Below are 17,788 nucleotides of genomic sequence, written 5' to 3'. Positions count from 1 at the left end.
ACATGACACGTTCATTGAAAAAAGGGCCGTTTTGCGACGCCCACCTGGTGAAAAAAGTCGAAACCGCGCAAGCGATCAAAGACAAAAAGCCAATCAAAACATGGTCCCGCCGTTCGACCATCATGCCGGATTTCATCGGTCTGACAATTGCTGTGCATAACGGCAAGCAACACGTCCCGGTGTATGTTTCGGAAAACATGGTTGGTCATAAACTTGGCGAATTCGCGCTGACCCGTACGTTCAAGGGTCACGCTGCTGACAAGAAGGCTAAGAAATAATGGAAACTAAAGCTATCCTCAAAGGCGTGCGCCTGTCGGATCAGAAAGGTCGTCTGGTTGCGGATCAAATCCGTGGCAAGAAAGTTGACGCTGCTCTGAACCTGCTGCAGTTCAGCCCTAAAAAAGGCGCGGCTATCATCAAGCGTGTGTTGGAGTCCGCAATTGCGAACGCCGAGCACAATGACGGTGCTGACATCGACGAATTGTTCGTGAAAACGATCTACGTTGAAAAGGGCCCGATCCTGAAGCGCTTCACAGCACGCGCTAAAGGCCGGGGTGATCGTATCTCTAAACAATCCTGTCACATTTACGTGACTGTCGGTAACTAAGGAGTCACGATGGGACAGAAGATACATCCAACCGGTTTCCGTCTTTCGGTTACGCGCAATTGGGCATCGCGTTGGTATGCTGGCAATAGCAACTTTGCCACCATGCTGAACGAAGATCTCAAGGTTCGCGCATACCTGAAGACCAAACTGAAGAACGCTTCGGTTGGCCGCGTCATCATTGAGCGTCCGGCAAAAAATGCTCGCATTACAATTTACAGTTCGCGCCCTGGTGTCGTGATCGGTAAAAAAGGCGAAGACATCGAAGTATTGAAATCCGCGCTGACCAAAATGATGGGCGTGCCGGTTCATGTGAATATCGAAGAAATTCGCAAGCCTGAAACCGATGCACAACTGATCGCTGATTCGATTGCACAGCAATTGGAAAAGCGCATCATGTTCCGTCGTGCAATGAAGCGCGCGATGCAAAACGCCATGCGCCTCGGCGCACAAGGTATCAAGATCATGTCGTCCGGCCGTTTGAACGGTATCGAGATCGCACGTAAAGAATGGTATCGCGAAGGTCGCGTGCCACTCCACACGCTGCGCGCAGAGATCGATTACGGTTTTGGCGAAGCTGAAACCACCTACGGCATCATCGGTATCAAGGTTTGGGTTTACAAAGGTGATCGTTTGCCTAGCGGCGAACCGCCAGTCGATCTGACCAAAGAAGATGACACCAAACGTCGTGGCCCACGCCGTGACGATGGCAAACCAAGCAGCCGTCCACGTACTGCACGCCCAGAAGGCCAACCAGGTGCTGCAGCTGCACCAGGCGCCGCGCCGGCTGCCAAACGTGTTCGCGCTAAAAAGCCGGATGCCGCTGTTGACGGTGCTGTTCCGGCTGAGAAAGCAGGAGAATAATCATGCTGCAACCAGCACGCAGAAAATATCGTAAAGAGCAAAAAGGCCGTAACACCGGTATTTCCCACTCGCGCGGCACTGCCGTATCGTTTGGTGAATTCGGTTTGAAGGCAATTGGTCGCGGTCGTATCACAGCGCGTCAAATTGAAGCGGCGCGTCGTGCAATGACGCGTCACATCAAACGTGGTGGCCGTATCTGGATTCGTATTTTTCCGGACAAGCCAATTTCGAACAAGCCTGCTGAAGTCCGTATGGGTAACGGCAAGGGTAATCCGGAATACTACGTGGCTGAAATTCAGCCAGGCAAAATGTTGTACGAGATGGATGGTGTGGACGAGGCTCTGGCGCGCGAAGCGTTCCGGTTGGCTGCAGCTAAGCTGCCGCTGTTGACCACGTTCGTCGTTCGTCAAGTCGGCCAATGATAGGGGCGAACATGAAAGCATCTGAACTCCAAGGCAAAGACCAAGCGGCTTTGACCAAAGAACTGAACGATCTGCTGAAAGCGCAGTTCGGTCTGCGTATGCAGATTGCAACACAACAGCTGAACAATACGTCGCAGCTGAAAAAAGTACGTCGCGACATAGCACGTGTGAAAACGGTCATGAATCAGAAGGACGCCAAATAATGAACGATCAAGTAAAACAAGCGCTTAAGCGTACGTTGATTGGCAAAGTTGTGTCTGACAAGATGGACAAGACCGTAACCGTGCTGATCGAGCGTCACGTCAAGCATCCTTTGTACGGCAAAATCATTATGCGTTCGAACAAGTATCATGCGCACAATGAGGGCAACCAGGCAAAAGCTGGCGATACGGTCGAGATTCAAGAAGGTCGTCCGATCTCCAAGACCAAAGCCTGGACCGTGACACGCGTTGTACAAGCTGCACAAATAGTTTGAATTAGTTGTTGCGGGCCCGCTATTTTGATGTAATAATAGCGGGCTTCGTTCTTGCAATGTTTTGAATTGCAAAAAGGCAGTAAAAGTTTTGGTGCCGGGAAGTAACGGTACTAATCGAAGTTTTAAAATCGTCCACCTCATCAGTCTGCTTTCGGCGGGCTGCCGAGACCAAGACTGACCGCAATGTGCGTTGTGTGCAAAGCGGGTTAAGTTGGGAAAGAAAACACTATGATTCAAACTGAAAGCCGGCTCGAAGTAGCCGACAACACGGGTGCTCGCGAAGTGATGTGCATCAAGGTGCTCGGCGGTTCAAAGCGCCGTTACGCAGGCATTGGCGATGTGATTAAGGTCACCGTCAAGGTTGCTGCGCCACGTGGTCGCGTGAAAAAGGGCGAAATTTATAACGCAGTTGTTGTGCGTACTGCCAAAGGTGTTCGTCGTCAAGATGGCTCCCTCGTCAAGTTCGACAGCAATGCAGCAGTTTTGCTTAATGCAAAGCTGGAGCCAATTGGTACGCGTATTTTTGGACCGGTTACACGTGAACTGCGCACTGAGCGCTTCATGAAGATCGTTTCTCTCGCGCCTGAAGTTCTGTAAGGAGTCGTGATGGATAAGATTCGTAAAAGCGACGAAGTCATTGTGCTGACTGGCAAAGACAAGGGTAAGCGTGGCGTTGTTCAACGTCGCGTTGACGCTAATTACCTGGTTGTTGAGGGTGTGAACGTTGCTAAAAAAGCGACCAAGCCTAACCCGATGACAGGTGCAACTGGCGGCATCGTCGATAAGTTGATGCCAATTCATGTGTCGAATGTTGCGTTGTTCAATGCAGCAACCGGCAAGGCAGATCGTGCTGGCTTTAAAGATGTGGACGGTAAAAAAGTCCGCGTTTATAAGTCAAGCGGCGAAGCAGTGAAGGTTTAAGAGATCATGGCCCGTCTCCAAGAATTCTATAAAGAAAAAGTCGTTGGCGATTTGACCGCAAAATTTGCGTACAAATCGGCAATGGAAGTTCCGCGTATCCTGAAGATCACCCTGAACATGGGTTTGTCGGAAGCGATTGCGGACAAAAAGATCATCGAGCACGCAGTTGGCGACTTGACCAAGATTGCAGGTCAAAAACCGGTTGTGACCAAGGCGCGTAAAGCGATTGCGGGTTTCAAAATCCGTGAAGGCTATCCAATCGGTTGTATGGTGACTTTGCGTGGCGCTCAGATGTACGAATTCCTTGATCGCTTTATTACGGTTGCGTTGCCGCGTGTGCGCGATTTCCGTGGTATTTCGGGTAAGGCATTCGATGGTCGTGGTAACTACAATATCGGTGTGAAAGAGCAGATCATTTTCCCCGAAATTGAATACGACAAAATTGATGCATTGCGTGGTATGAATATCAGTATCACGACAACTGCAAAGACCGACGATGAAGCAAAAGCGCTTCTCGCCGCATTTAAATTTCCGTTCAGAAACTGAGGTTGCCATGGCAAAACTGGCACTGATTAACCGTGAACAAAAGCGTGCAGACCTGGTAAAGAAATACGCCGGCAAACGCGCTGAGTTGAAGGCAATCATTGATGACCAATCGAAGTCGGAAGAAGAGCGCTACGAAGCGCGCCTGAAATTGCAGGCGTTGCCACGTAACTCGGCTCCTACTCGTCAACGTAACCGTTGCGCTTTGACTGGTCGCCCGCGTGGCACTTTCCGTAAGTTCGGTCTGGGCCGTATTAAGCTCCGTGAATGCGCCATGCGTGGCGAAATTCCCGGTATGACTAAAGCCAGCTGGTAATAGGAGAATAAGCAATGAGTATGAGCGATCCTATCGCCGATATGCTGACCCGTATCCGCAATGCGCAAGTTGTGCAAAAAACGTCGGTGGCAATGCCGTCGTCGAAAGTCAAAATTGCCATCGCCAACGTCCTCAAGGACGAGGGTTACATTGAAGATTACGCCGTGACAGACGCTGCTGGTAAAGCAGAACTGAAAATCGGTTTGAAATATTACGCCGGTCGTCCAGTTATCGAGCGTTTGGAGCGTGTTTCCCGTCCAGGGCTGCGCGTCTACAAAGGCAAAGATGACATTCCAAACGTTATGAACGGTTTGGGTGTGGCGATTGTGTCGACACCAAAAGGTGTCATGACTGACCGCAAAGCGCGCGCAACCGGTGTCGGTGGCGAAGTTATTTGCTACGTCGCCTAAGGAGTGCAATATGTCTCGTGTAGGTAAAATGCCGATTGCACTGCCTAGTGGCGCGGAAGCGACCATTACTGCAGCGCAAATCACAGTTAAAGGCCCGTTGGGCTCCTTGTCCCAGGCATTGAATGGCCTGGTACAAATCGAGAACGCCAGTGGTACGCTGAATTTCAAGCCAGCTAACGATAGCCGCGAAGCAAATGCGATGTCGGGTACTTTGCGCGCTTTGGTCAATAATATGGTCAATGGCGTAACCAAAGGCTTTGAAAAGAAATTGATGCTGGTTGGGGTTGGTTTCCGTGCCGCAGCACAAGGCGATAAGTTAAATCTTTCCTTGGGCTTCTCGCATCCGGTCGTTCACGCGATGCCAGCTGGTATCAAAGTTGAAACGCCGACCCAGACCGAGATCCTGATTAAAGGCATCGATCGCCAAAGCGTCGGTCAGGTGGCTGCTGAAGTCCGTGCTTACCGTCCACCTGAGCCATATAAAGGCAAGGGCGTTCGTTATTCGGACGAAGTGGTTGTGATTAAAGAAACCAAGAAGAAGTAAGGGTTGACGATGGATAAGAAACAATCACGTCTGCGCCGCGGACGTCAAACTCGGGCCAAGATCGCCGAGTTGAAGGTTATCCGCCTGGCAGTGCATCGCACCAACTTGCACATCTACGCGAGCATCATCGGACCGGATGCCAAAATATTGGCTTCTGCTTCGACCGCTGAAGCTGAAGTGCGCAAAGAGTTGGCTGGTCAATCAGGTGCGGGTGGCAACGTTGCCGCTGCTGCACTGGTGGGCAAGCGCGTTGCAGAAAAAGCACTGAAAGCAGGAATCGCCGAAGTTGCGTTCGATCGCTCCGGTTTCCGTTACCACGGCCGCGTTAAAGCAGTTGCTGAAGCTGCGCGTGAAGCTGGTCTGAAGTTCTAAGGAAGAATCGTCATGGCAAAAATGCAATCGAAAATGCAAAGCGAGAAGCCGGACGACGGCATGCGCGAAAAAATGATCGCGGTCAACCGTGTGACCAAAGTGGTCAAGGGTGGTCGTATCATGGGTTTCGCAGCACTCGCAGTCGTTGGTGATGGCGATGGCCGCATCGGTATGGGTAAAGGCAAGTCGAAAGAAGTGCCAGTAGCCGTACAAAAAGCAATGGAAGAAGCACGCCGCAAAATGATCAAAGTTACGTTGAAAAACGGTACTTTGCAACATACGGTTACCGGCAAGCACGGCGCGTCATCAGTTTTGATGCTGCCAGCTAAAGAAGGTACCGGTGTGATTGCCGGCGGTCCAATGCGCGCAATTTTTGAAGTAATGGGCGTGACGAACGTGGTGGCGAAATCCACTGGTTCGACCAACCCTTACAACATGGTTCGTGCGACGCTGGAAGGCTTGGCAAAAATGAATACCCCTTCGGAAATTGCAGCCAAGCGCGGCAAATCTGTCGAAGAAATTCTGGGCTAAGGTGAGCACTATGGCAAATACAGTCAAAGTTAAATTGGTCAAGGGCCTGATCGGCACACGCGAAACACATCGCGCTACCGTTCGCGGCCTTGGCTTGCGCGGTATCAATTCGGTTTCCGAGTTGGAAGATACGCCGGCAGTTCGCGGCATGATTAATAAAGTATCGTACCTTGTGAAAGTGGTGTCGTAAGCTTCGGCTTGCACACGGAGAACATCATGGAATTGAATACTATTCAACCAGCAGACGGCGCCAAGCACTACAAGCGTCGCGTCGGTCGCGGTATCGGCTCCGGTCTGGGCAAGACAGCCGGCCGTGGTCACAAAGGTCAAAAATCCCGTTCAGGCGGTTTCCATAAAGTCGGTTTCGAAGGCGGTCAAATGCCTTTGCAACGTCGTTTGCCTAAGCGTGGTTTCAAATCGCTGGCAACGCCATACAAAGCAGAAGTTCGCTTGTCCGATCTGGAAGCATTGCCAGTAACGGAAATCGATATCCTGGCTTTGAAACAAGCTGGCGTTATCGGTGAACTGGCACGTGTCGTTCGCGTGATCCTGTCCGGTGAGCTCACTAAAAAAGTGACACTCAAAGGCTTGATCGCGACAAAAGGCGCAAAAGCAGCGATCGAAGCCGCTGGTGGTTCGGTTGCTTAAGTTTAGTCTGATAACGGAGTAAATAGTGGCAACTACTCCTCAGCTTGCTAAGGGTGCATCCAATGGTTTTCCATGGAATCGCCTATGGTTCTTGCTCGGTGCGTTGATCGTATTCCGCATTGGTGCGCACATTCCTGTTCCGGGGATTAATCCGGATGAGTTGGCGCAGTTGTTCAAGCAAAATCAAGGCGGTATCCTGGGCATGTTTAACATGTTCTCCGGTGGCGCGTTGTCCCGCTTTACGGTATTTGCGCTCGGCATCATGCCGTACATTTCTGCATCGATCATCATGCAGCTGATGTCGGTGGTGTCGCCGCAGATGGAAGCGTTGAAAAAAGAAGGCGAATCCGGCCGTCGGAAAATTACGCAGTACACGCGCTACGGTACGTTGTTGCTGGCGACTTTCCAGGGCTTGGGAATTGCTGTTGCACTGGAATCGCAAGCCAATCTGGTGATTGATCCAGGCATGGCGTTCCGTCTGACAACAGTCATTACGCTGGTAACAGGCACGATGTTCCTGATGTGGTTGGGTGAGCAGATTACCGAGCGTGGCTTGGGTAACGGCATCTCTATCATTATCTTTGCCGGTATCGCCGCAGGTTTGCCTAGTGCAGTTGCTGGTTTGTTTGAATTGGTTCGCACCGGTTCGATGAATGCGCTGTCGGCGATTCTGATCTGTCTGGTGGTCGCAGCGGTTACCTATCTGGTTGTGTTCATTGAACGCGGTCAGCGCAAGATTCTGGTGAACTATGCCAAGCGTCAGGTTGGCAACAAGATTTATGGTGGTCAAAGCAGTCATTTGCCACTGAAGCTGAATATGGCTGGTGTGATTCCTCCAATTTTCGCTTCGTCGATCATTCTGTTTCCGGCGACGATTACGAGTTGGTTTACATCAGGTGAAACGACCAGTCCGTTTGTTCGTTTCCTGAAAGATTTGGCTGCATCGATGGCGCCGGGTGAACCGATACATGCGCTGTTGTATGCTGCTGCGATTGTTTTCTTCTGCTTTTTCTATACCGCACTGGTATTCAACAGCAAAGAGACAGCAGATAATTTGAAGAAGAGTGGTGCGTTTGTTCCAGGTATTCGTCCTGGCGATCAAACCGCTCGTTACATTGACAAGATTTTGACTCGGTTGACGTTAGCTGGCGCGGTCTACATTACGCTGGTTTGTTTGTTACCTGAGTTCCTGATTGCTCGTTGGAAGGTTCCGTTCTACTTTGGTGGAACATCGCTTCTGATTATTGTAGTGGTAACGATGGATTTCATGGCGCAAGTGCAAAACTACGTGATGTCCCAACAGTATGAGTCGTTACTCCGCAAGGCGAATTTCAAGGGCGGAATTCCGACGCGTTAAGCGCGAGGAAATCGAAACGAATGGCAAAAGACGACGTAATCCAAATGCAGGGGGAGATTCTTGAAAATCTCCCAAACGCAACATTTCGAGTCAAGTTGGAAAATGGGCACGTAGTGCTGGGTCATATTTCAGGGAAAATGCGCATGAACTATATTCGCATTCTGCCTGGTGACAAGGTGACGGTAGAATTGACACCTTATGATCTAAGCAGGGCACGAATCGTGTTCCGTACTAAGTAACTTTAAAACGAATCAAGAACTGTAAGGAAGAGGGCAAAAATGAAAGTGCTCGCATCAGTCAAGCGGATCTGCCGCAACTGTAAGATCATCAAGCGCAAGGGCGTCGTTCGAGTAATTTGCATCGAACCGCGTCATAAGCAGCGCCAAGGTTAATTTAACGTTATTGATTGAGGAATAACGAATGGCACGTATCGCAGGGGTAAACGTACCCAATCATCAACATACCGTAATCGGTCTGACCGCTATTTATGGTATTGGCCGCCCACGTGCGCAAAAAATTTGCGACACAACTGGTGTTCTGACCACTAAAAAGGTCAAAGATCTGGACGATAGCGAACTGGAAAAGCTGCGCGATGAGATAGCAAAATTCATCGTTGAAGGCGATCTGCGTCGTGAAATTTCGATGAACATCAAGCGCCTGATGGACTTGGGTTGCTATCGTGGTATGCGTCACCGCAAAGGCTTGCCTTGCCGTGGTCAACGTACACGTACAAATGCTCGTACTCGCAAGGGTCCGCGTAAAGCAGCACAATCGCTGAAAAAATAATCCAAGCGCAGTTTGACTAGTCGTCGGATTCAAGGAAAGAATTATGGCAAAAGCACCTAATAACGCCGCAGCAGCACGTGTGCGTAAAAAAGTTAAAAAGAACGTTGCTGAAGGCATCGCGCACATCCACGCGTCTTTCAACAACACCATCATCACGATCACCGATCGTCAAGGCAATGCGCTGTCATGGGCAACCTCTGGCGGTGCGGGCTTCAAGGGTTCGCGTAAATCGACCCCGTTTGCAGCGCAGGTTGCAGCTGAAGCGGCTGGTAAGGTCGCGATCGAATGTGGCATCAAGAATCTGGAAGTGCGCATCAAGGGCCCAGGCCCAGGCCGTGAGTCATCGGTGCGTGCGTTGAACAATCTCGGTATCAAAATTACCCAGATTCAAGACGTCACACCAGTGCCGCACAACGGTTGCCGCCCACCAAAGCGTCGTCGTATCTAAGTATTCGTTGCAACGGTAGTTTGTTGTACCGTAATTTACCCGCCAATGACCTTGGCGGGTTTTGTTCTTAAGTAAGCCCACCGTCTGATTGCAGATTGGTCAGACTAGCGCTCAATGAATTTGAATTTGATTTCGGAAATTCATTCGGGGCGTCATACATTTAAAGGAAATTCTCGTGGCACGTTATATTGGACCTAAAGCAAAACTCTCCCGTCGTGAAGGTACCGACCTTTTCCTGAAAAGCGCACGTCGTTCGCTGGACTCGAAATGCAAACTTGATTCGAAACCTGGTCAACATGGTCGCACTTCCGGTGCTCGTACCTCTGACTACGGCAATCAATTGCGTGAGAAGCAAAAAGTAAAACGTATGTACGGCATTCTGGAACGTCAGTTCCGTCGCTACTTCGCTGAAGCTGATCGCCGTAAAGGCAACACCGGTGAAACATTGTTGAAATTGCTCGAAACGCGTCTCGACAACGTCGTTTACCGTATGGGCTTCGGTTCGACTCGTGCTGAAGGCCGTCAATTGGTCTCGCACAAGGCGTTCACCGTCAACGGTATCGTTGTCAACATCGCTTCCTACCAAGTCAAACCAGGCGACATCGTTGCTGTTCGTGAAAAATCGAAAAAGCAAGTGCGTATCGTTGAAGCACTGTCGCTGGCTGAACAAATCGGTATGCCTTCATGGGTAGCGGTTGATTCGAAAAAAATGGAAGGTACCTTCAAGTCCGTTCCAGATCGCAGCGAAATCGCCGCAGACGTCAACGAATCGCTGATCGTCGAATTGTATTCCCGTTAATACTGAATCCCCGGCCCACCTTCTGGTGGGCTTTTCTCTTAATGCCATCAGCCTTATCGGTGTAATGAGCCGAGGGTATTGAAAAGGACATTTCATGCAAAACAGTTTGTTGAAGCCACGTATTATCGAAGTCGAAGTACTCGGTGCAGGTCACGCCAAAGTCGTCATGGAGCCGTTTGAACGCGGTTACGGCCACACCTTGGGTAACGCCCTGCGTCGCGTCCTGTTGTCTTCGATGGTTGGTTACGCGCCGACAGAAGTCACGATCGCTGGCGTCGTGCACGAATATTCTTCGCTCGACGGCGTGCAGGAAGACGTCGTGGATCTGCTGTTGAATCTGAAGGGCGTTGTGTTCAAGCTGCACAACCGCGACGACGTCACACTGATCCTGAAAAAGGAAGGCGAAGGCGCTGTTCTCGCATCCGATATCGAATTGCCACACGATGTAGAACTGGTTAATCCGGATCACGTGATTGCTCACCTGACCGCCGGCGGCAAACTCGACATGCAGATCAAAGTCGAAAAAGGCCGTGGCTATGTGCCAGGTAACGTTCGTCGTTTGTCGGAAGACACCAACAAAACAATCGGCCGCATTATTCTGGATGCATCGTTCTCGCCAGTGCGTCGTGTTTCGTACTCGGTGGAATCGGCTCGTGTTGAACAACGTACCGATCTGGACAAGCTGGTTATCAATATCGAAACCAACGGTGTGATCACGCCTGAAGAAGCGATTCGTCAATCGGCGCGTGTCCTGGTAGATCAGTTGAACGTGTTTGCTGCGCTGGAAGGCACAGAAGCACCTGCAGATGCACCTTCCCGTGCACCAGCAGTTGATCCTATCCTGTTGCGTCCAGTCGATGATCTGGAGCTCACAGTGCGTTCGGCTAACTGCCTCAAAGCAGAAAATATTTACTACATTGGTGATTTGATCCAGCGTAGCGAAAACGAACTGCTCAAAACGCCTAACCTCGGCCGTAAATCCCTGAATGAAATCAAGGAAGTACTGGCATCCCGTGGTTTGACACTGGGCATGAAACTCGAAAACTGGCCGCCAGCTGGTTTGGAGAAGTAATTTTTGTCGGGGCAGAGGCAACTCTGTCCCGATGAATTTGTAGTAGAATCCACCGTCGTAAAAATTATAGATACCGGTCCGCGATATTGCTAGCTGCAATGCCGATAGAAGAACTGGATTTAAACTCAAAAACTGAAAGGAATTACCATGCGTCATCGTCACGGTCTTCGTAAATTAAATCGTACTTCTTCCCACCGTCTTGCAATGTTGCGCAACATGACTGTTTCGCTGCTGCGTCACGAAGCAATCAAAACCACATTGCCAAAAGCTAAAGAGCTGCGTCGTGTGATCGAACCGATCCTGACCCTCGGCAAAACCGACAGCCTGGCTAACAAGCGTCTCGCATTCAACCGTCTGCGCGATCGTGAAATGGTTGTCAAACTGTTCGCTGAATTGGGCCCACGCTACGCAAATCGTAACGGCGGCTACCTGCGCATCCTGAAAATGGGTTTCCGTGCAGGCGACAATGCACCAATGGCGTTCATTGAATTGCTCGATCGTCCGGAAACAACCGAAGCTGTAGAAGACAACAGCGGCGAATAAGCCAGCGGCCGCAGTATGCGGTTGCACAAACGATAAAAGCCAGGCGATGCCTGGCTTTTGTTTTTTCCGCGCGACTTCAAGAAAAACATGTTTATGGCAAGATAGAGGCGGTGATAAAGAGCGTTTGCTTCGCTCTTTATCCATGGCGACTGAATCACACGCTATTTAGTCACATTCTATTGAATCAAATCCATTCGCTATACTCAAAGGATTTCAACTTCTTCATGCCCCTCTCTCCTCAAGCCTTGCTGGTATTGACGAATGTGCCCGATGCAGATGTGGCAGAGCGTCTGGCGCGCGCGCTGCTTGAGGCGCGTCTGGCGGCATGCGTGAATATCCTGCCGGCGGTACGCTCTCTCTATCATTGGCAGGGTGCGCTGGAAGAAACATATGAAGCAACGCTGCAAATCAAGACGATCCCGGCGCATTACGCGGCGCTAGAGGCGGCGATCAAGGCGATACATCCGTATGCTGTGCCGGAGAGCATTGCGATTCCTATCGTCGATGGATTGCACGCTTACTTTTACTGGATTGCGCAGGAAACAAATAAGGATAGGAATGTTTAAGAAATGGCCGTTGATATTACAGATCTCGCATCGTACGCATTATCTGCTGCAAGCTGGATGCGGATTTAAAAAAATGGCTGCTATGTCCCGTGTTTTTGCTTTGCTGGCCTTGCTGTGCACCTTGCCCTTGCTGGCGCATGCCGATGAAGATTTCCTCGCGCCTGAAGTAGCGTTTCAATTTTCGGCCCGCATGGTCGATGTGAAAACGATAGCAGTCACTTATGCCATCGCCGATGGCTACTATATGTATCGCGAACGTTTTGCATTCAAGGCCAGCGACGCTGATTTGGGCGAGGCAGTCATTCCTGCCGGAAAAGTCGAATTCGATCAGACATTTCAAAAGGATGTGGAAACCTATCGCAAGAGTGTGACGATACGTATTCCAGTCCAGGCATCGGGGCGCTTTACACTGACGGCCAGCAGCCAGGGATGTTCGGATAAAGGCCTGTGCTATTCCCCTATGGATTCGCAGGCAAACTTGTTTGCACAAGGCGATGGAGCGAAAAGCGGGACGCCGGATCAAGGTCTGAAGATACTTTCCACTAGCGATGATGCGACAAAAAACGTTGTGCTTGATACGGAAACGGGGCGCATAGAGCGTGCACTGCAAAGCGGGGAGCTGCTGGCGATATTGCCGCTGTTTTTACTGCTGGGTCTGGGCCTTGCGTTCACGCCTTGCGTGCTGCCCATGGTACCAATTCTCTCCAGCATTATTATCGGCGAAGGAGCGCAGACCAAACGCAGTCGCGGCTTGTTGCTGGCCGTCGTGTATTCGTTGGGGATGGCTTTGGTGTATACCTGCCTGGGTCTCGCGGCCGGATGGGTAGGCGAAGGATTGTCTGCTGCGCTGCAGAACCCCTGGGTCCTGGGTGGCTTTGCTATCTTGATGGTGGGCCTGGCACTATCGATGTTTGATGTGTATCACTTGCAGATGCCGGCCTTCGTGCAGCACAGATTGACGCGTGCTTCAGAGCGGCAGAGCGCGGGCAAGCTGGTCGGCGTATTTGTCATGGGCGCGCTGTCGGCCTTGATCGTTGGTCCATGTGTGGCTGCGCCACTGGCAGGCGCTTTGCTCTATATCAGTCAGACACGGGATCTCGTCATAGGCGGCAGTGCATTGTTTGCGATGGCGATCGGCATGAGTGTGCCCTTGTTGCTGGTTGGTGCTTCTGCAGGAACCCTGCTGCCGCGGACCGGTGCATGGATGAATGGCATCAAGCGCTTCTTCGGCGTGTTGATGCTGGCACTTGCCCTCTGGATGGTTTCGCCGGTCATCCCTGCTGTCGCGCAAATGCTGGCAGCAGCAGCGCTTGGGATTGCCTATGGCGCATATTTATTGTGGGGTACAAAAGGCAGCTGGTTTGCCAAAGCGCTGGGGCTGGCGTTTGCAATTCTGGGCGCGATGCAATTGGTGGGCGTGAGCACCGGTGGCCGTGATGTATGGGCGCCGTTGGCGCATTTGAGCGCGAATGGCGTACACAAAACAGACTTCGTGCGTGTGAAAACAAGCGCTGAGCTGGATGCCGCTATCGCACAGGCTGGTGGTAAAAATGTGATGCTGGATTTCTATGCCGACTGGTGCGTCTCATGTATAGAAATGGAAAAATTTACCTTTATCGAACCGCGCGTACATGCTCAGTTCGCCGACATGGTCTTGCTGCAAGTCGACGTGACGGCGAATAATGCATACGATAAGGAATTGTTGCGGCGGTTCAATTTATTCGGCCCGCCAGCGATTATTTTCTTTGATAAGAACGGCCAGGAAATTTCCGGTGGTCGTGTCATCGGTTTTCAAAAAGCCGACAAGTTCACGCAATCGCTGGCGCTCATCAAACAGTTTTAATAGATGCGGTAGCGGCATGCATTGGGCTATGATCATAGCTTCCCGTTATTTGTATAGTTGATATTTGTTGTTGGGAAAACTGTCTGACGCAGATATAGTTAGACTCTTGTAATGCAAAACAAAGGAGAAAATGATGACGTTACGCTTGGGTGATATCGCTCCCGATTTCGAGCAGGATAGTTCAATCGGAAAAATCAAATTTCATGAATGGGCCGGTGATTCGTGGGTCGTCCTGTTTTCACATCCTGCCGATTTCACGCCTGTGTGCACGACGGAACTCGGCTTGACAGCCAAATTGAAACCGCAATTCGACAAACGTAATGTGAAGGCAATTGCCTTGTCGGTCGATCCGGCTGACCAGCATCTGGCGTGGATCAAGGATATCGAGGCCACACAAAAAACGGTAGTCGGTTTTCCTATCGTTGCGGATGCGGACAAATCCGTTTCGACCTTGTATGACATGATCCATCCGAATCAATCTGCAACGGCGACCGTGCGCTCGGTGTTCATCATCGATCCACAAAAGAAAATCCGTTTGACGCTGACTTATCCTATGAGTGTAGGTCGTAACTTTGATGAGATTTTGCGTGCGATCGATGCTTTGCAATTAACCGATAACTATACCGTCGCCACGCCGGGCAATTGGCGTGATGGTGATGATGTGATCATTCCTTTGTCGATACAGGATGAGGCAGTCATCAAGCAGAAATTCCCCAAAGGCTACAAGGCAGAACGTCCGTATCTGCGCGTGACGCCGCAGCCGAATAAATAAGGCGATAGCGGTAAATAAAAAAGCGTCCGCTTGCGGACGCTTTTTTATTGGTGCGATGGATATCAGATATCCCTTGCCGGATTTTTACGTGGTGGACGATCAGCCCAGTTTCAGGCGTCGTGCAATATCGCGTGCAAAGTAGGTCAGCACGCCGTCGGCACCGGCACGTTTGAAGGCAATCATGGCTTCCATCATGGTTTTGTCATGATCGAGCCAGCCTTGTTGCGCGGCAGCCTTGATCATCGCGTACTCGCCGCTGACTTGATAGGCAAAGGTAGGCACCTTGAACTCATCCTTGACGCGACGCACGATATCCAGATACGGCATGCCCGGTTTGACCATGACCATGTCGGCGCCTTCGGCAAGGTCGAGCGCAACTTCCCGCAAGGCCTCATCGCTGTTGGCCGGATCCATCTGGTAGGTTGCCTTGTTGCTTTTCCCCAGAGTGGCTGAGGAGCCGACGGCATCACGGAACGGGCCGTAAAATGCCGACGCGTATTTAGCCGAATACGCCATGATGCGCGTGTAGATATGGTGATGTGCTTCCAGCGCATTGCGAATCGCGCCTATGCGGCCATCCATCATGTCGGATGGGGCGACGATGTCCACGCCAGCTTCGGCATGGGTCAATGCCTGTTTGGTAAGAATGGAGCAGGTTTCATCATTGAGCACGTAACCGTTTGCATCCAGCACGCCATCCTGGCCGTGGCTGGTGTAGGGATCGAGTGCGATGTCGGTCAGAATGCCGAGTTCCGGGAAACGTTTTTTCAGTTCGCGTACTGCGCGCGGCACCAGTCCATCCGGATTGCAGGCTTCGATACCATCTGGCGTTTTCAGCGAGGCATTGATGACAGGGAAGAGTGCCAGCACCGGAATATGCAAGCTGACGCATTCTTCGGCGACGCTGAGCAGCAAATCGACAGATAAGCGTTCTACTCCAGGCATGGAGGAGATTTTTTCGCTCTGGTTTTTACCTTCGGTGATAAAGACTGGATAAATCAGGTCGGCTGGCGTTAATACGTTTTCACGCATCATTGCGCGCGAGAATGCATCCTTGCGCATGCGACGCATCCGTACTGCAGGAAATTGTGCATTAGATAAAAATTTGGACATGGCGGTCTTCAGCAAGATGAGTAGGGTTAAAAAAGCGATCAAAATAAATGAAACTTTTTGATCGCATGCTCGTCCTAGTAGCAGATGCTTTGCATCTCCCGCTTCTCCTCCCTGAGCGGGGCCAGGTCGTACTATGCGATATGGCGTTCTTGCCCTGAAGATACTCCCCTTTCTTCAGGGCTTTTTTTTATCTTCTTATTCAGCTTTTTCGGTGTCGCCTGCCGTTTTGCTATGTGATTCCTCACTCACTTCATCGTTCAATCCCAGCAATTCCAGAATCTTGTCGTTGGCTTCGTCAATGCCGGTCCGTTTGAGAGCGGAAAACAATTGGGCGGTGAACGGAAACGGTTGGCCGTATTCATCCACGTAACTTGCCAGCAGGGTGTTGGCCGTACGCAGTGCATTCGTGGATTCGTTGCGATTCAGTTTGTCCGCTTTCGTCAGGATGCAGTGTATCGGCTTGCCGGTTGGTGCAAACCATTCCAGCATTTGGATATCGAGATCGGTAAAAGGGCGACGCGAGTCGACAATCAGCACTAATGCGGCGAGTTGTTCACGGCGCTGTACATAGTCGCCCAGCAGTGCCTGCCAGTGATGTTTGGCGGAGCCGGAGACTTCCGCATAGCCATAACCGGGCAAATCGACCAGCATGGCTCGAATTTCCTCGACCTTGGTTTCATCCTTGCGATGCTGGCCGACATGTGCGCCGCCGATCGAGAAGTAATTGATATGCTGCGTACGGCCTGGTGTTTTGGACGCAAAGCACAGCTTTTTCTGGTTGGATAAGATATTGATTGCGGTGGATTTGCCTGCGTTCGAGCGGCCGGCAAAGGCGATTTCAGGGACTTGCGTATTTGGCAAGTCACGGAGATGATTCACCGTGGTGAAGAAGCGGGCTTGCCAAAGTAAGGACATAGGATGAGCAGAAAATGCGTAAGAGGTGGCAAAAATGCCGGAAAGCTATTGTACAATAAGGGGTTACGCATTGTTGGGCTACAGTGACCAACTCGTACTCGGTTGCAGTAAAAAACGTCGCCAATAAGGCAGATTTCAATTTAAGTCTCAGGGTGTTTGAATGAATCGTGTTTGTTTACCAATCGTAAAATCCTTGTTCGTCGCGTTTTTGACGCTTGCTTCCATTGCCCATGCTTCCGAAGAGAAGAAAGCCGTCAAAGCAGATCCGGCCAAGGGCGAAGCACTGTACAACACTGGCGATGCGTCACGTAACGTCATTGCCTGTATCGCGTGTCATGGCGCTGCCGGCAATTCTTCCATTGCGGAGAATCCGAAACTGTCCGGTCAGCACGGCGCGTATATCCACAAGCAATTGCTCGATTTCAAAAGTGGCGCACGCAACAATGCGATCATGGGGCCGATTGCCAAGGGCATGACGGAAGAAGACATCCGCAACCTGAACGCCTACTTGGAGAAGTCAAAGCCGACTCCAGGCGCGGCCAGAAACAAGGATACGGTTGAGCTCGGCAAACACATTTTCCGCGGCGGTATTGCCGAGAAAAGCGTTCCTGCCTGTGCCGCTTGCCACAGTGCAAACGGCGCCGGTCTGCCTGCACAGTTTCCACGCCTGGCTGGTCAGCATCAAACTTATACAGAAACCCAGTTGATCGCCTTCCGTACCGGCGCGCGTAAAAACGATCAGATGAGCAAGATCGTTAAACGCATGTCGGATGAAGAAATCAAAGCGGTTGCTGACTACGTTGCTGGTTTGAAATAATTATAAAAATAATTGCCAGAGTATGAACGAAGGGGCGGCCAAGGGCTGCCCTTTTCTTTTTGAGCGGTAGTGCAGGGGAAATCATCCTGCATCTTGCCTGGACGGCA

The 17,788-nt window shown here is 51.0% G+C and carries 30 protein-coding genes; 28 read left to right on the top strand and 2 right to left on the bottom strand.

Annotation, left to right across the window (positions count from 1 at the left end; translation table 11 throughout):
* The first annotated feature begins 2 nt into the window (after window positions 1-2).
* The 27 genes from rpsS (at window position 3) to ACIQW9_RS10875 (ending at window position 14,836) form a co-directional block, all read left to right on the top strand.
* A complete protein-coding gene (rpsS, locus tag ACIQW9_RS11005) occupies window positions 3-278 on the top strand; it encodes a 30S ribosomal protein S19 (protein ID WP_008113170.1) in 276 nt (91 codons plus the stop codon).
* On the top strand, window positions 275-607 hold the full coding sequence (gene rplV / locus ACIQW9_RS11000; RefSeq protein ID WP_304780203.1) for a 50S ribosomal protein L22: 333 nt from the start codon (window positions 275-277) through the stop codon (window positions 605-607). Before rpsS ends, rplV begins: the two co-directional genes overlap by 4 nt.
* 9 nt (window positions 608-616) lie before the next feature.
* Window positions 617-1,468 carry a 30S ribosomal protein S3 gene (gene rpsC, locus ACIQW9_RS10995; protein ID WP_011872523.1) on the top strand — a complete coding sequence of 284 codons (852 nt, stop codon included), beginning with the start codon at window positions 617-619 and terminating at the stop codon, window positions 1,466-1,468.
* A 2-nt stretch (window positions 1,469-1,470) separates the two neighbouring features.
* Window positions 1,471-1,890, top strand: a complete 420-nt coding sequence (gene rplP, locus ACIQW9_RS10990) for a 50S ribosomal protein L16 (protein ID WP_011872522.1) — start codon at window positions 1,471-1,473, stop codon at window positions 1,888-1,890.
* Window positions 1,891-1,901: 11 nt separating this feature from the next.
* Window positions 1,902-2,093: a 50S ribosomal protein L29 gene (rpmC, locus tag ACIQW9_RS10985; protein ID WP_011872521.1), complete on the top strand. Its 192-nt coding sequence runs from the start codon at window positions 1,902-1,904 to the stop codon at window positions 2,091-2,093.
* The gene (rpsQ, locus tag ACIQW9_RS10980; protein WP_011872520.1) at window positions 2,093-2,365 is read left to right on the top strand and encodes a 30S ribosomal protein S17; all 273 of its coding nucleotides are present in this window, start codon (window positions 2,093-2,095) and stop codon (window positions 2,363-2,365) included. Before rpmC ends, rpsQ begins: the two co-directional genes overlap by 1 nt.
* Before the next feature lie 228 nt (window positions 2,366-2,593).
* Window positions 2,594-2,962, top strand: a complete 369-nt coding sequence (gene rplN / locus ACIQW9_RS10975; protein WP_011872519.1) for a 50S ribosomal protein L14 — start codon at window positions 2,594-2,596, stop codon at window positions 2,960-2,962.
* 9 nt (window positions 2,963-2,971) lie between these two features.
* Window positions 2,972-3,286 (top strand): 50S ribosomal protein L24, encoded by a 315-nt coding sequence (gene rplX, locus ACIQW9_RS10970; RefSeq protein ID WP_011872518.1) that lies wholly within the window; start codon window positions 2,972-2,974, stop codon window positions 3,284-3,286.
* A 6-nt stretch (window positions 3,287-3,292) separates the two neighbouring features.
* Window positions 3,293-3,832: a 50S ribosomal protein L5 gene (gene rplE, locus ACIQW9_RS10965; RefSeq protein WP_011872517.1), complete on the top strand. Its 540-nt coding sequence runs from the start codon at window positions 3,293-3,295 to the stop codon at window positions 3,830-3,832.
* 7 nt (window positions 3,833-3,839) lie between these two features.
* Window positions 3,840-4,145 (top strand): 30S ribosomal protein S14, encoded by a 306-nt coding sequence (gene rpsN / locus ACIQW9_RS10960; RefSeq protein WP_112990606.1) that lies wholly within the window; start codon window positions 3,840-3,842, stop codon window positions 4,143-4,145.
* Between the two features lie 14 nt (window positions 4,146-4,159).
* Entirely contained in the window at window positions 4,160-4,555 is a 396-nt protein-coding gene (rpsH, locus tag ACIQW9_RS10955) for a 30S ribosomal protein S8 (protein ID WP_402336575.1), read from the top strand.
* Window positions 4,556-4,565: 10 nt separating this feature from the next.
* Window positions 4,566-5,099, top strand: a complete 534-nt coding sequence (gene rplF, locus ACIQW9_RS10950) for a 50S ribosomal protein L6 (RefSeq protein ID WP_402336572.1) — start codon at window positions 4,566-4,568, stop codon at window positions 5,097-5,099.
* A gap of 9 nt (window positions 5,100-5,108) precedes the next feature.
* Window positions 5,109-5,471, top strand: coding sequence for a 50S ribosomal protein L18 (gene rplR, locus ACIQW9_RS10945; protein WP_011872513.1), 363 nt, complete (start codon window positions 5,109-5,111; stop codon window positions 5,469-5,471).
* A 12-nt stretch (window positions 5,472-5,483) separates the two neighbouring features.
* Entirely contained in the window at window positions 5,484-6,002 is a 519-nt protein-coding gene (gene rpsE, locus ACIQW9_RS10940) for a 30S ribosomal protein S5 (protein WP_011872512.1), read from the top strand.
* Between the two features lie 10 nt (window positions 6,003-6,012).
* Complete coding sequence (rpmD, locus tag ACIQW9_RS10935; RefSeq protein ID WP_011872511.1) at window positions 6,013-6,192, top strand: 50S ribosomal protein L30; 180 nt, start codon at window positions 6,013-6,015, stop codon at window positions 6,190-6,192.
* Between the two features lie 26 nt (window positions 6,193-6,218).
* Entirely contained in the window at window positions 6,219-6,650 is a 432-nt protein-coding gene (gene rplO / locus ACIQW9_RS10930; protein WP_011872510.1) for a 50S ribosomal protein L15, read from the top strand.
* 25 nt (window positions 6,651-6,675) lie between these two features.
* Window positions 6,676-8,007: a preprotein translocase subunit SecY gene (gene secY / locus ACIQW9_RS10925; RefSeq protein ID WP_011872509.1), complete on the top strand. Its 1,332-nt coding sequence runs from the start codon at window positions 6,676-6,678 to the stop codon at window positions 8,005-8,007.
* 20 nt (window positions 8,008-8,027) lie between these two features.
* Window positions 8,028-8,246, top strand: coding sequence for a translation initiation factor IF-1 (gene infA / locus ACIQW9_RS10920; RefSeq protein ID WP_005663428.1), 219 nt, complete (start codon window positions 8,028-8,030; stop codon window positions 8,244-8,246).
* A 39-nt stretch (window positions 8,247-8,285) separates the two neighbouring features.
* Window positions 8,286-8,399, top strand: coding sequence for a 50S ribosomal protein L36 (gene rpmJ / locus ACIQW9_RS10915; protein WP_012081231.1), 114 nt, complete (start codon window positions 8,286-8,288; stop codon window positions 8,397-8,399).
* Window positions 8,400-8,427: 28 nt separating this feature from the next.
* On the top strand, window positions 8,428-8,793 hold the full coding sequence (gene rpsM, locus ACIQW9_RS10910) for a 30S ribosomal protein S13 (RefSeq protein ID WP_353152226.1): 366 nt from the start codon (window positions 8,428-8,430) through the stop codon (window positions 8,791-8,793).
* Window positions 8,794-8,836: 43 nt separating this feature from the next.
* A complete protein-coding gene (gene rpsK, locus ACIQW9_RS10905; RefSeq protein ID WP_011872507.1) occupies window positions 8,837-9,241 on the top strand; it encodes a 30S ribosomal protein S11 in 405 nt (134 codons plus the stop codon).
* A gap of 175 nt (window positions 9,242-9,416) precedes the next feature.
* Complete coding sequence (rpsD, locus tag ACIQW9_RS10900) at window positions 9,417-10,040, top strand: 30S ribosomal protein S4 (RefSeq protein ID WP_011872506.1); 624 nt, start codon at window positions 9,417-9,419, stop codon at window positions 10,038-10,040.
* Window positions 10,041-10,134: 94 nt separating this feature from the next.
* The gene (locus ACIQW9_RS10895) at window positions 10,135-11,112 is read left to right on the top strand and encodes a DNA-directed RNA polymerase subunit alpha (RefSeq protein ID WP_402336565.1); all 978 of its coding nucleotides are present in this window, start codon (window positions 10,135-10,137) and stop codon (window positions 11,110-11,112) included.
* 147 nt (window positions 11,113-11,259) lie between these two features.
* Window positions 11,260-11,655, top strand: coding sequence for a 50S ribosomal protein L17 (gene rplQ, locus ACIQW9_RS10890; protein ID WP_011872504.1), 396 nt, complete (start codon window positions 11,260-11,262; stop codon window positions 11,653-11,655).
* A 224-nt stretch (window positions 11,656-11,879) separates the two neighbouring features.
* A complete protein-coding gene (gene cutA / locus ACIQW9_RS10885; protein WP_402336562.1) occupies window positions 11,880-12,221 on the top strand; it encodes a divalent-cation tolerance protein CutA in 342 nt (113 codons plus the stop codon).
* Window positions 12,222-12,303: 82 nt separating this feature from the next.
* Window positions 12,304-14,064 (top strand): protein-disulfide reductase DsbD, encoded by a 1,761-nt coding sequence (dsbD, locus tag ACIQW9_RS10880; RefSeq protein ID WP_402338007.1) that lies wholly within the window; start codon window positions 12,304-12,306, stop codon window positions 14,062-14,064.
* 133 nt (window positions 14,065-14,197) lie between these two features.
* The gene (locus tag ACIQW9_RS10875; protein ID WP_402338004.1) at window positions 14,198-14,836 is read left to right on the top strand and encodes a peroxiredoxin; all 639 of its coding nucleotides are present in this window, start codon (window positions 14,198-14,200) and stop codon (window positions 14,834-14,836) included.
* Between the two features lie 99 nt (window positions 14,837-14,935).
* Here the strand turns inward: ACIQW9_RS10875 and hemB are convergent, their stop codons facing one another.
* Entirely contained in the window at window positions 14,936-15,949 is a 1,014-nt protein-coding gene (gene hemB / locus ACIQW9_RS10870; RefSeq protein WP_402336559.1) for a porphobilinogen synthase, read from the bottom strand.
* Between the two features lie 195 nt (window positions 15,950-16,144).
* On the bottom strand, window positions 16,145-16,864 hold the full coding sequence (yihA, locus tag ACIQW9_RS10865) for a ribosome biogenesis GTP-binding protein YihA/YsxC (RefSeq protein WP_402336557.1): 720 nt from the start codon (window positions 16,862-16,864) through the stop codon (window positions 16,145-16,147).
* A 160-nt stretch (window positions 16,865-17,024) separates the two neighbouring features.
* On the opposite strand from yihA, the gene ACIQW9_RS10860 reads away from it, so the two are divergent.
* Window positions 17,025-17,681 carry a c-type cytochrome gene (locus ACIQW9_RS10860; protein WP_402336555.1) on the top strand — a complete coding sequence of 219 codons (657 nt, stop codon included), beginning with the start codon at window positions 17,025-17,027 and terminating at the stop codon, window positions 17,679-17,681.
* Window positions 17,682-17,788: the final 107 nt, after the last annotated feature.

The sequence above is a fragment of the Herminiimonas sp. NPDC097707 genome, assembly GCF_044761395.1.
Lineage (GTDB): Bacteria > Pseudomonadota > Gammaproteobacteria > Burkholderiales > Burkholderiaceae_D > Oxalicibacterium.
The sequence above is the reverse complement of the archived record's forward strand: the minus strand, read 5'-3'. Positions and strand labels throughout refer to the sequence as shown.

Coding starts and splice junctions, on each gene's coding strand:
- rpsS (WP_008113170.1), top strand. CDS start 3: ATGACACGTTCATTGAAAAAAGGGCCGTTTTGCGACGCCCACCTGGTG.
- rpsC (WP_011872523.1), top strand. CDS start 617: ATGGGACAGAAGATACATCCAACCGGTTTCCGTCTTTCGGTTACGCGC.
- rplP (WP_011872522.1), top strand. CDS start 1,471: ATGCTGCAACCAGCACGCAGAAAATATCGTAAAGAGCAAAAAGGCCGT.
- rpmC (WP_011872521.1), top strand. CDS start 1,902: ATGAAAGCATCTGAACTCCAAGGCAAAGACCAAGCGGCTTTGACCAAA.
- rpsQ (WP_011872520.1), top strand. CDS start 2,093: ATGAACGATCAAGTAAAACAAGCGCTTAAGCGTACGTTGATTGGCAAA.
- rplN (WP_011872519.1), top strand. CDS start 2,594: ATGATTCAAACTGAAAGCCGGCTCGAAGTAGCCGACAACACGGGTGCT.
- rplX (WP_011872518.1), top strand. CDS start 2,972: ATGGATAAGATTCGTAAAAGCGACGAAGTCATTGTGCTGACTGGCAAA.
- rplE (WP_011872517.1), top strand. CDS start 3,293: ATGGCCCGTCTCCAAGAATTCTATAAAGAAAAAGTCGTTGGCGATTTG.
- rpsN (WP_112990606.1), top strand. CDS start 3,840: ATGGCAAAACTGGCACTGATTAACCGTGAACAAAAGCGTGCAGACCTG.
- rpsH (WP_402336575.1), top strand. CDS start 4,160: ATGAGTATGAGCGATCCTATCGCCGATATGCTGACCCGTATCCGCAAT.
- rplF (WP_402336572.1), top strand. CDS start 4,566: ATGTCTCGTGTAGGTAAAATGCCGATTGCACTGCCTAGTGGCGCGGAA.
- rplR (WP_011872513.1), top strand. CDS start 5,109: ATGGATAAGAAACAATCACGTCTGCGCCGCGGACGTCAAACTCGGGCC.
- rpsE (WP_011872512.1), top strand. CDS start 5,484: ATGGCAAAAATGCAATCGAAAATGCAAAGCGAGAAGCCGGACGACGGC.
- rpmD (WP_011872511.1), top strand. CDS start 6,013: ATGGCAAATACAGTCAAAGTTAAATTGGTCAAGGGCCTGATCGGCACA.
- rplO (WP_011872510.1), top strand. CDS start 6,219: ATGGAATTGAATACTATTCAACCAGCAGACGGCGCCAAGCACTACAAG.
- infA (WP_005663428.1), top strand. CDS start 8,028: ATGGCAAAAGACGACGTAATCCAAATGCAGGGGGAGATTCTTGAAAAT.
- rpmJ (WP_012081231.1), top strand. CDS start 8,286: ATGAAAGTGCTCGCATCAGTCAAGCGGATCTGCCGCAACTGTAAGATC.
- rpsM (WP_353152226.1), top strand. CDS start 8,428: ATGGCACGTATCGCAGGGGTAAACGTACCCAATCATCAACATACCGTA.
- rpsK (WP_011872507.1), top strand. CDS start 8,837: ATGGCAAAAGCACCTAATAACGCCGCAGCAGCACGTGTGCGTAAAAAA.
- ACIQW9_RS10895 (WP_402336565.1), top strand. CDS start 10,135: ATGCAAAACAGTTTGTTGAAGCCACGTATTATCGAAGTCGAAGTACTC.
- rplQ (WP_011872504.1), top strand. CDS start 11,260: ATGCGTCATCGTCACGGTCTTCGTAAATTAAATCGTACTTCTTCCCAC.
- cutA (WP_402336562.1), top strand. CDS start 11,880: ATGCCCCTCTCTCCTCAAGCCTTGCTGGTATTGACGAATGTGCCCGAT.
- dsbD (WP_402338007.1), top strand. CDS start 12,304: ATGTCCCGTGTTTTTGCTTTGCTGGCCTTGCTGTGCACCTTGCCCTTG.
- ACIQW9_RS10875 (WP_402338004.1), top strand. CDS start 14,198: ATGACGTTACGCTTGGGTGATATCGCTCCCGATTTCGAGCAGGATAGT.
- hemB (WP_402336559.1), bottom strand. CDS start 15,949: ATGTCCAAATTTTTATCTAATGCACAATTTCCTGCAGTACGGATGCGT.
- yihA (WP_402336557.1), bottom strand. CDS start 16,864: ATGTCCTTACTTTGGCAAGCCCGCTTCTTCACCACGGTGAATCATCTC.
- ACIQW9_RS10860 (WP_402336555.1), top strand. CDS start 17,025: ATGAATCGTGTTTGTTTACCAATCGTAAAATCCTTGTTCGTCGCGTTT.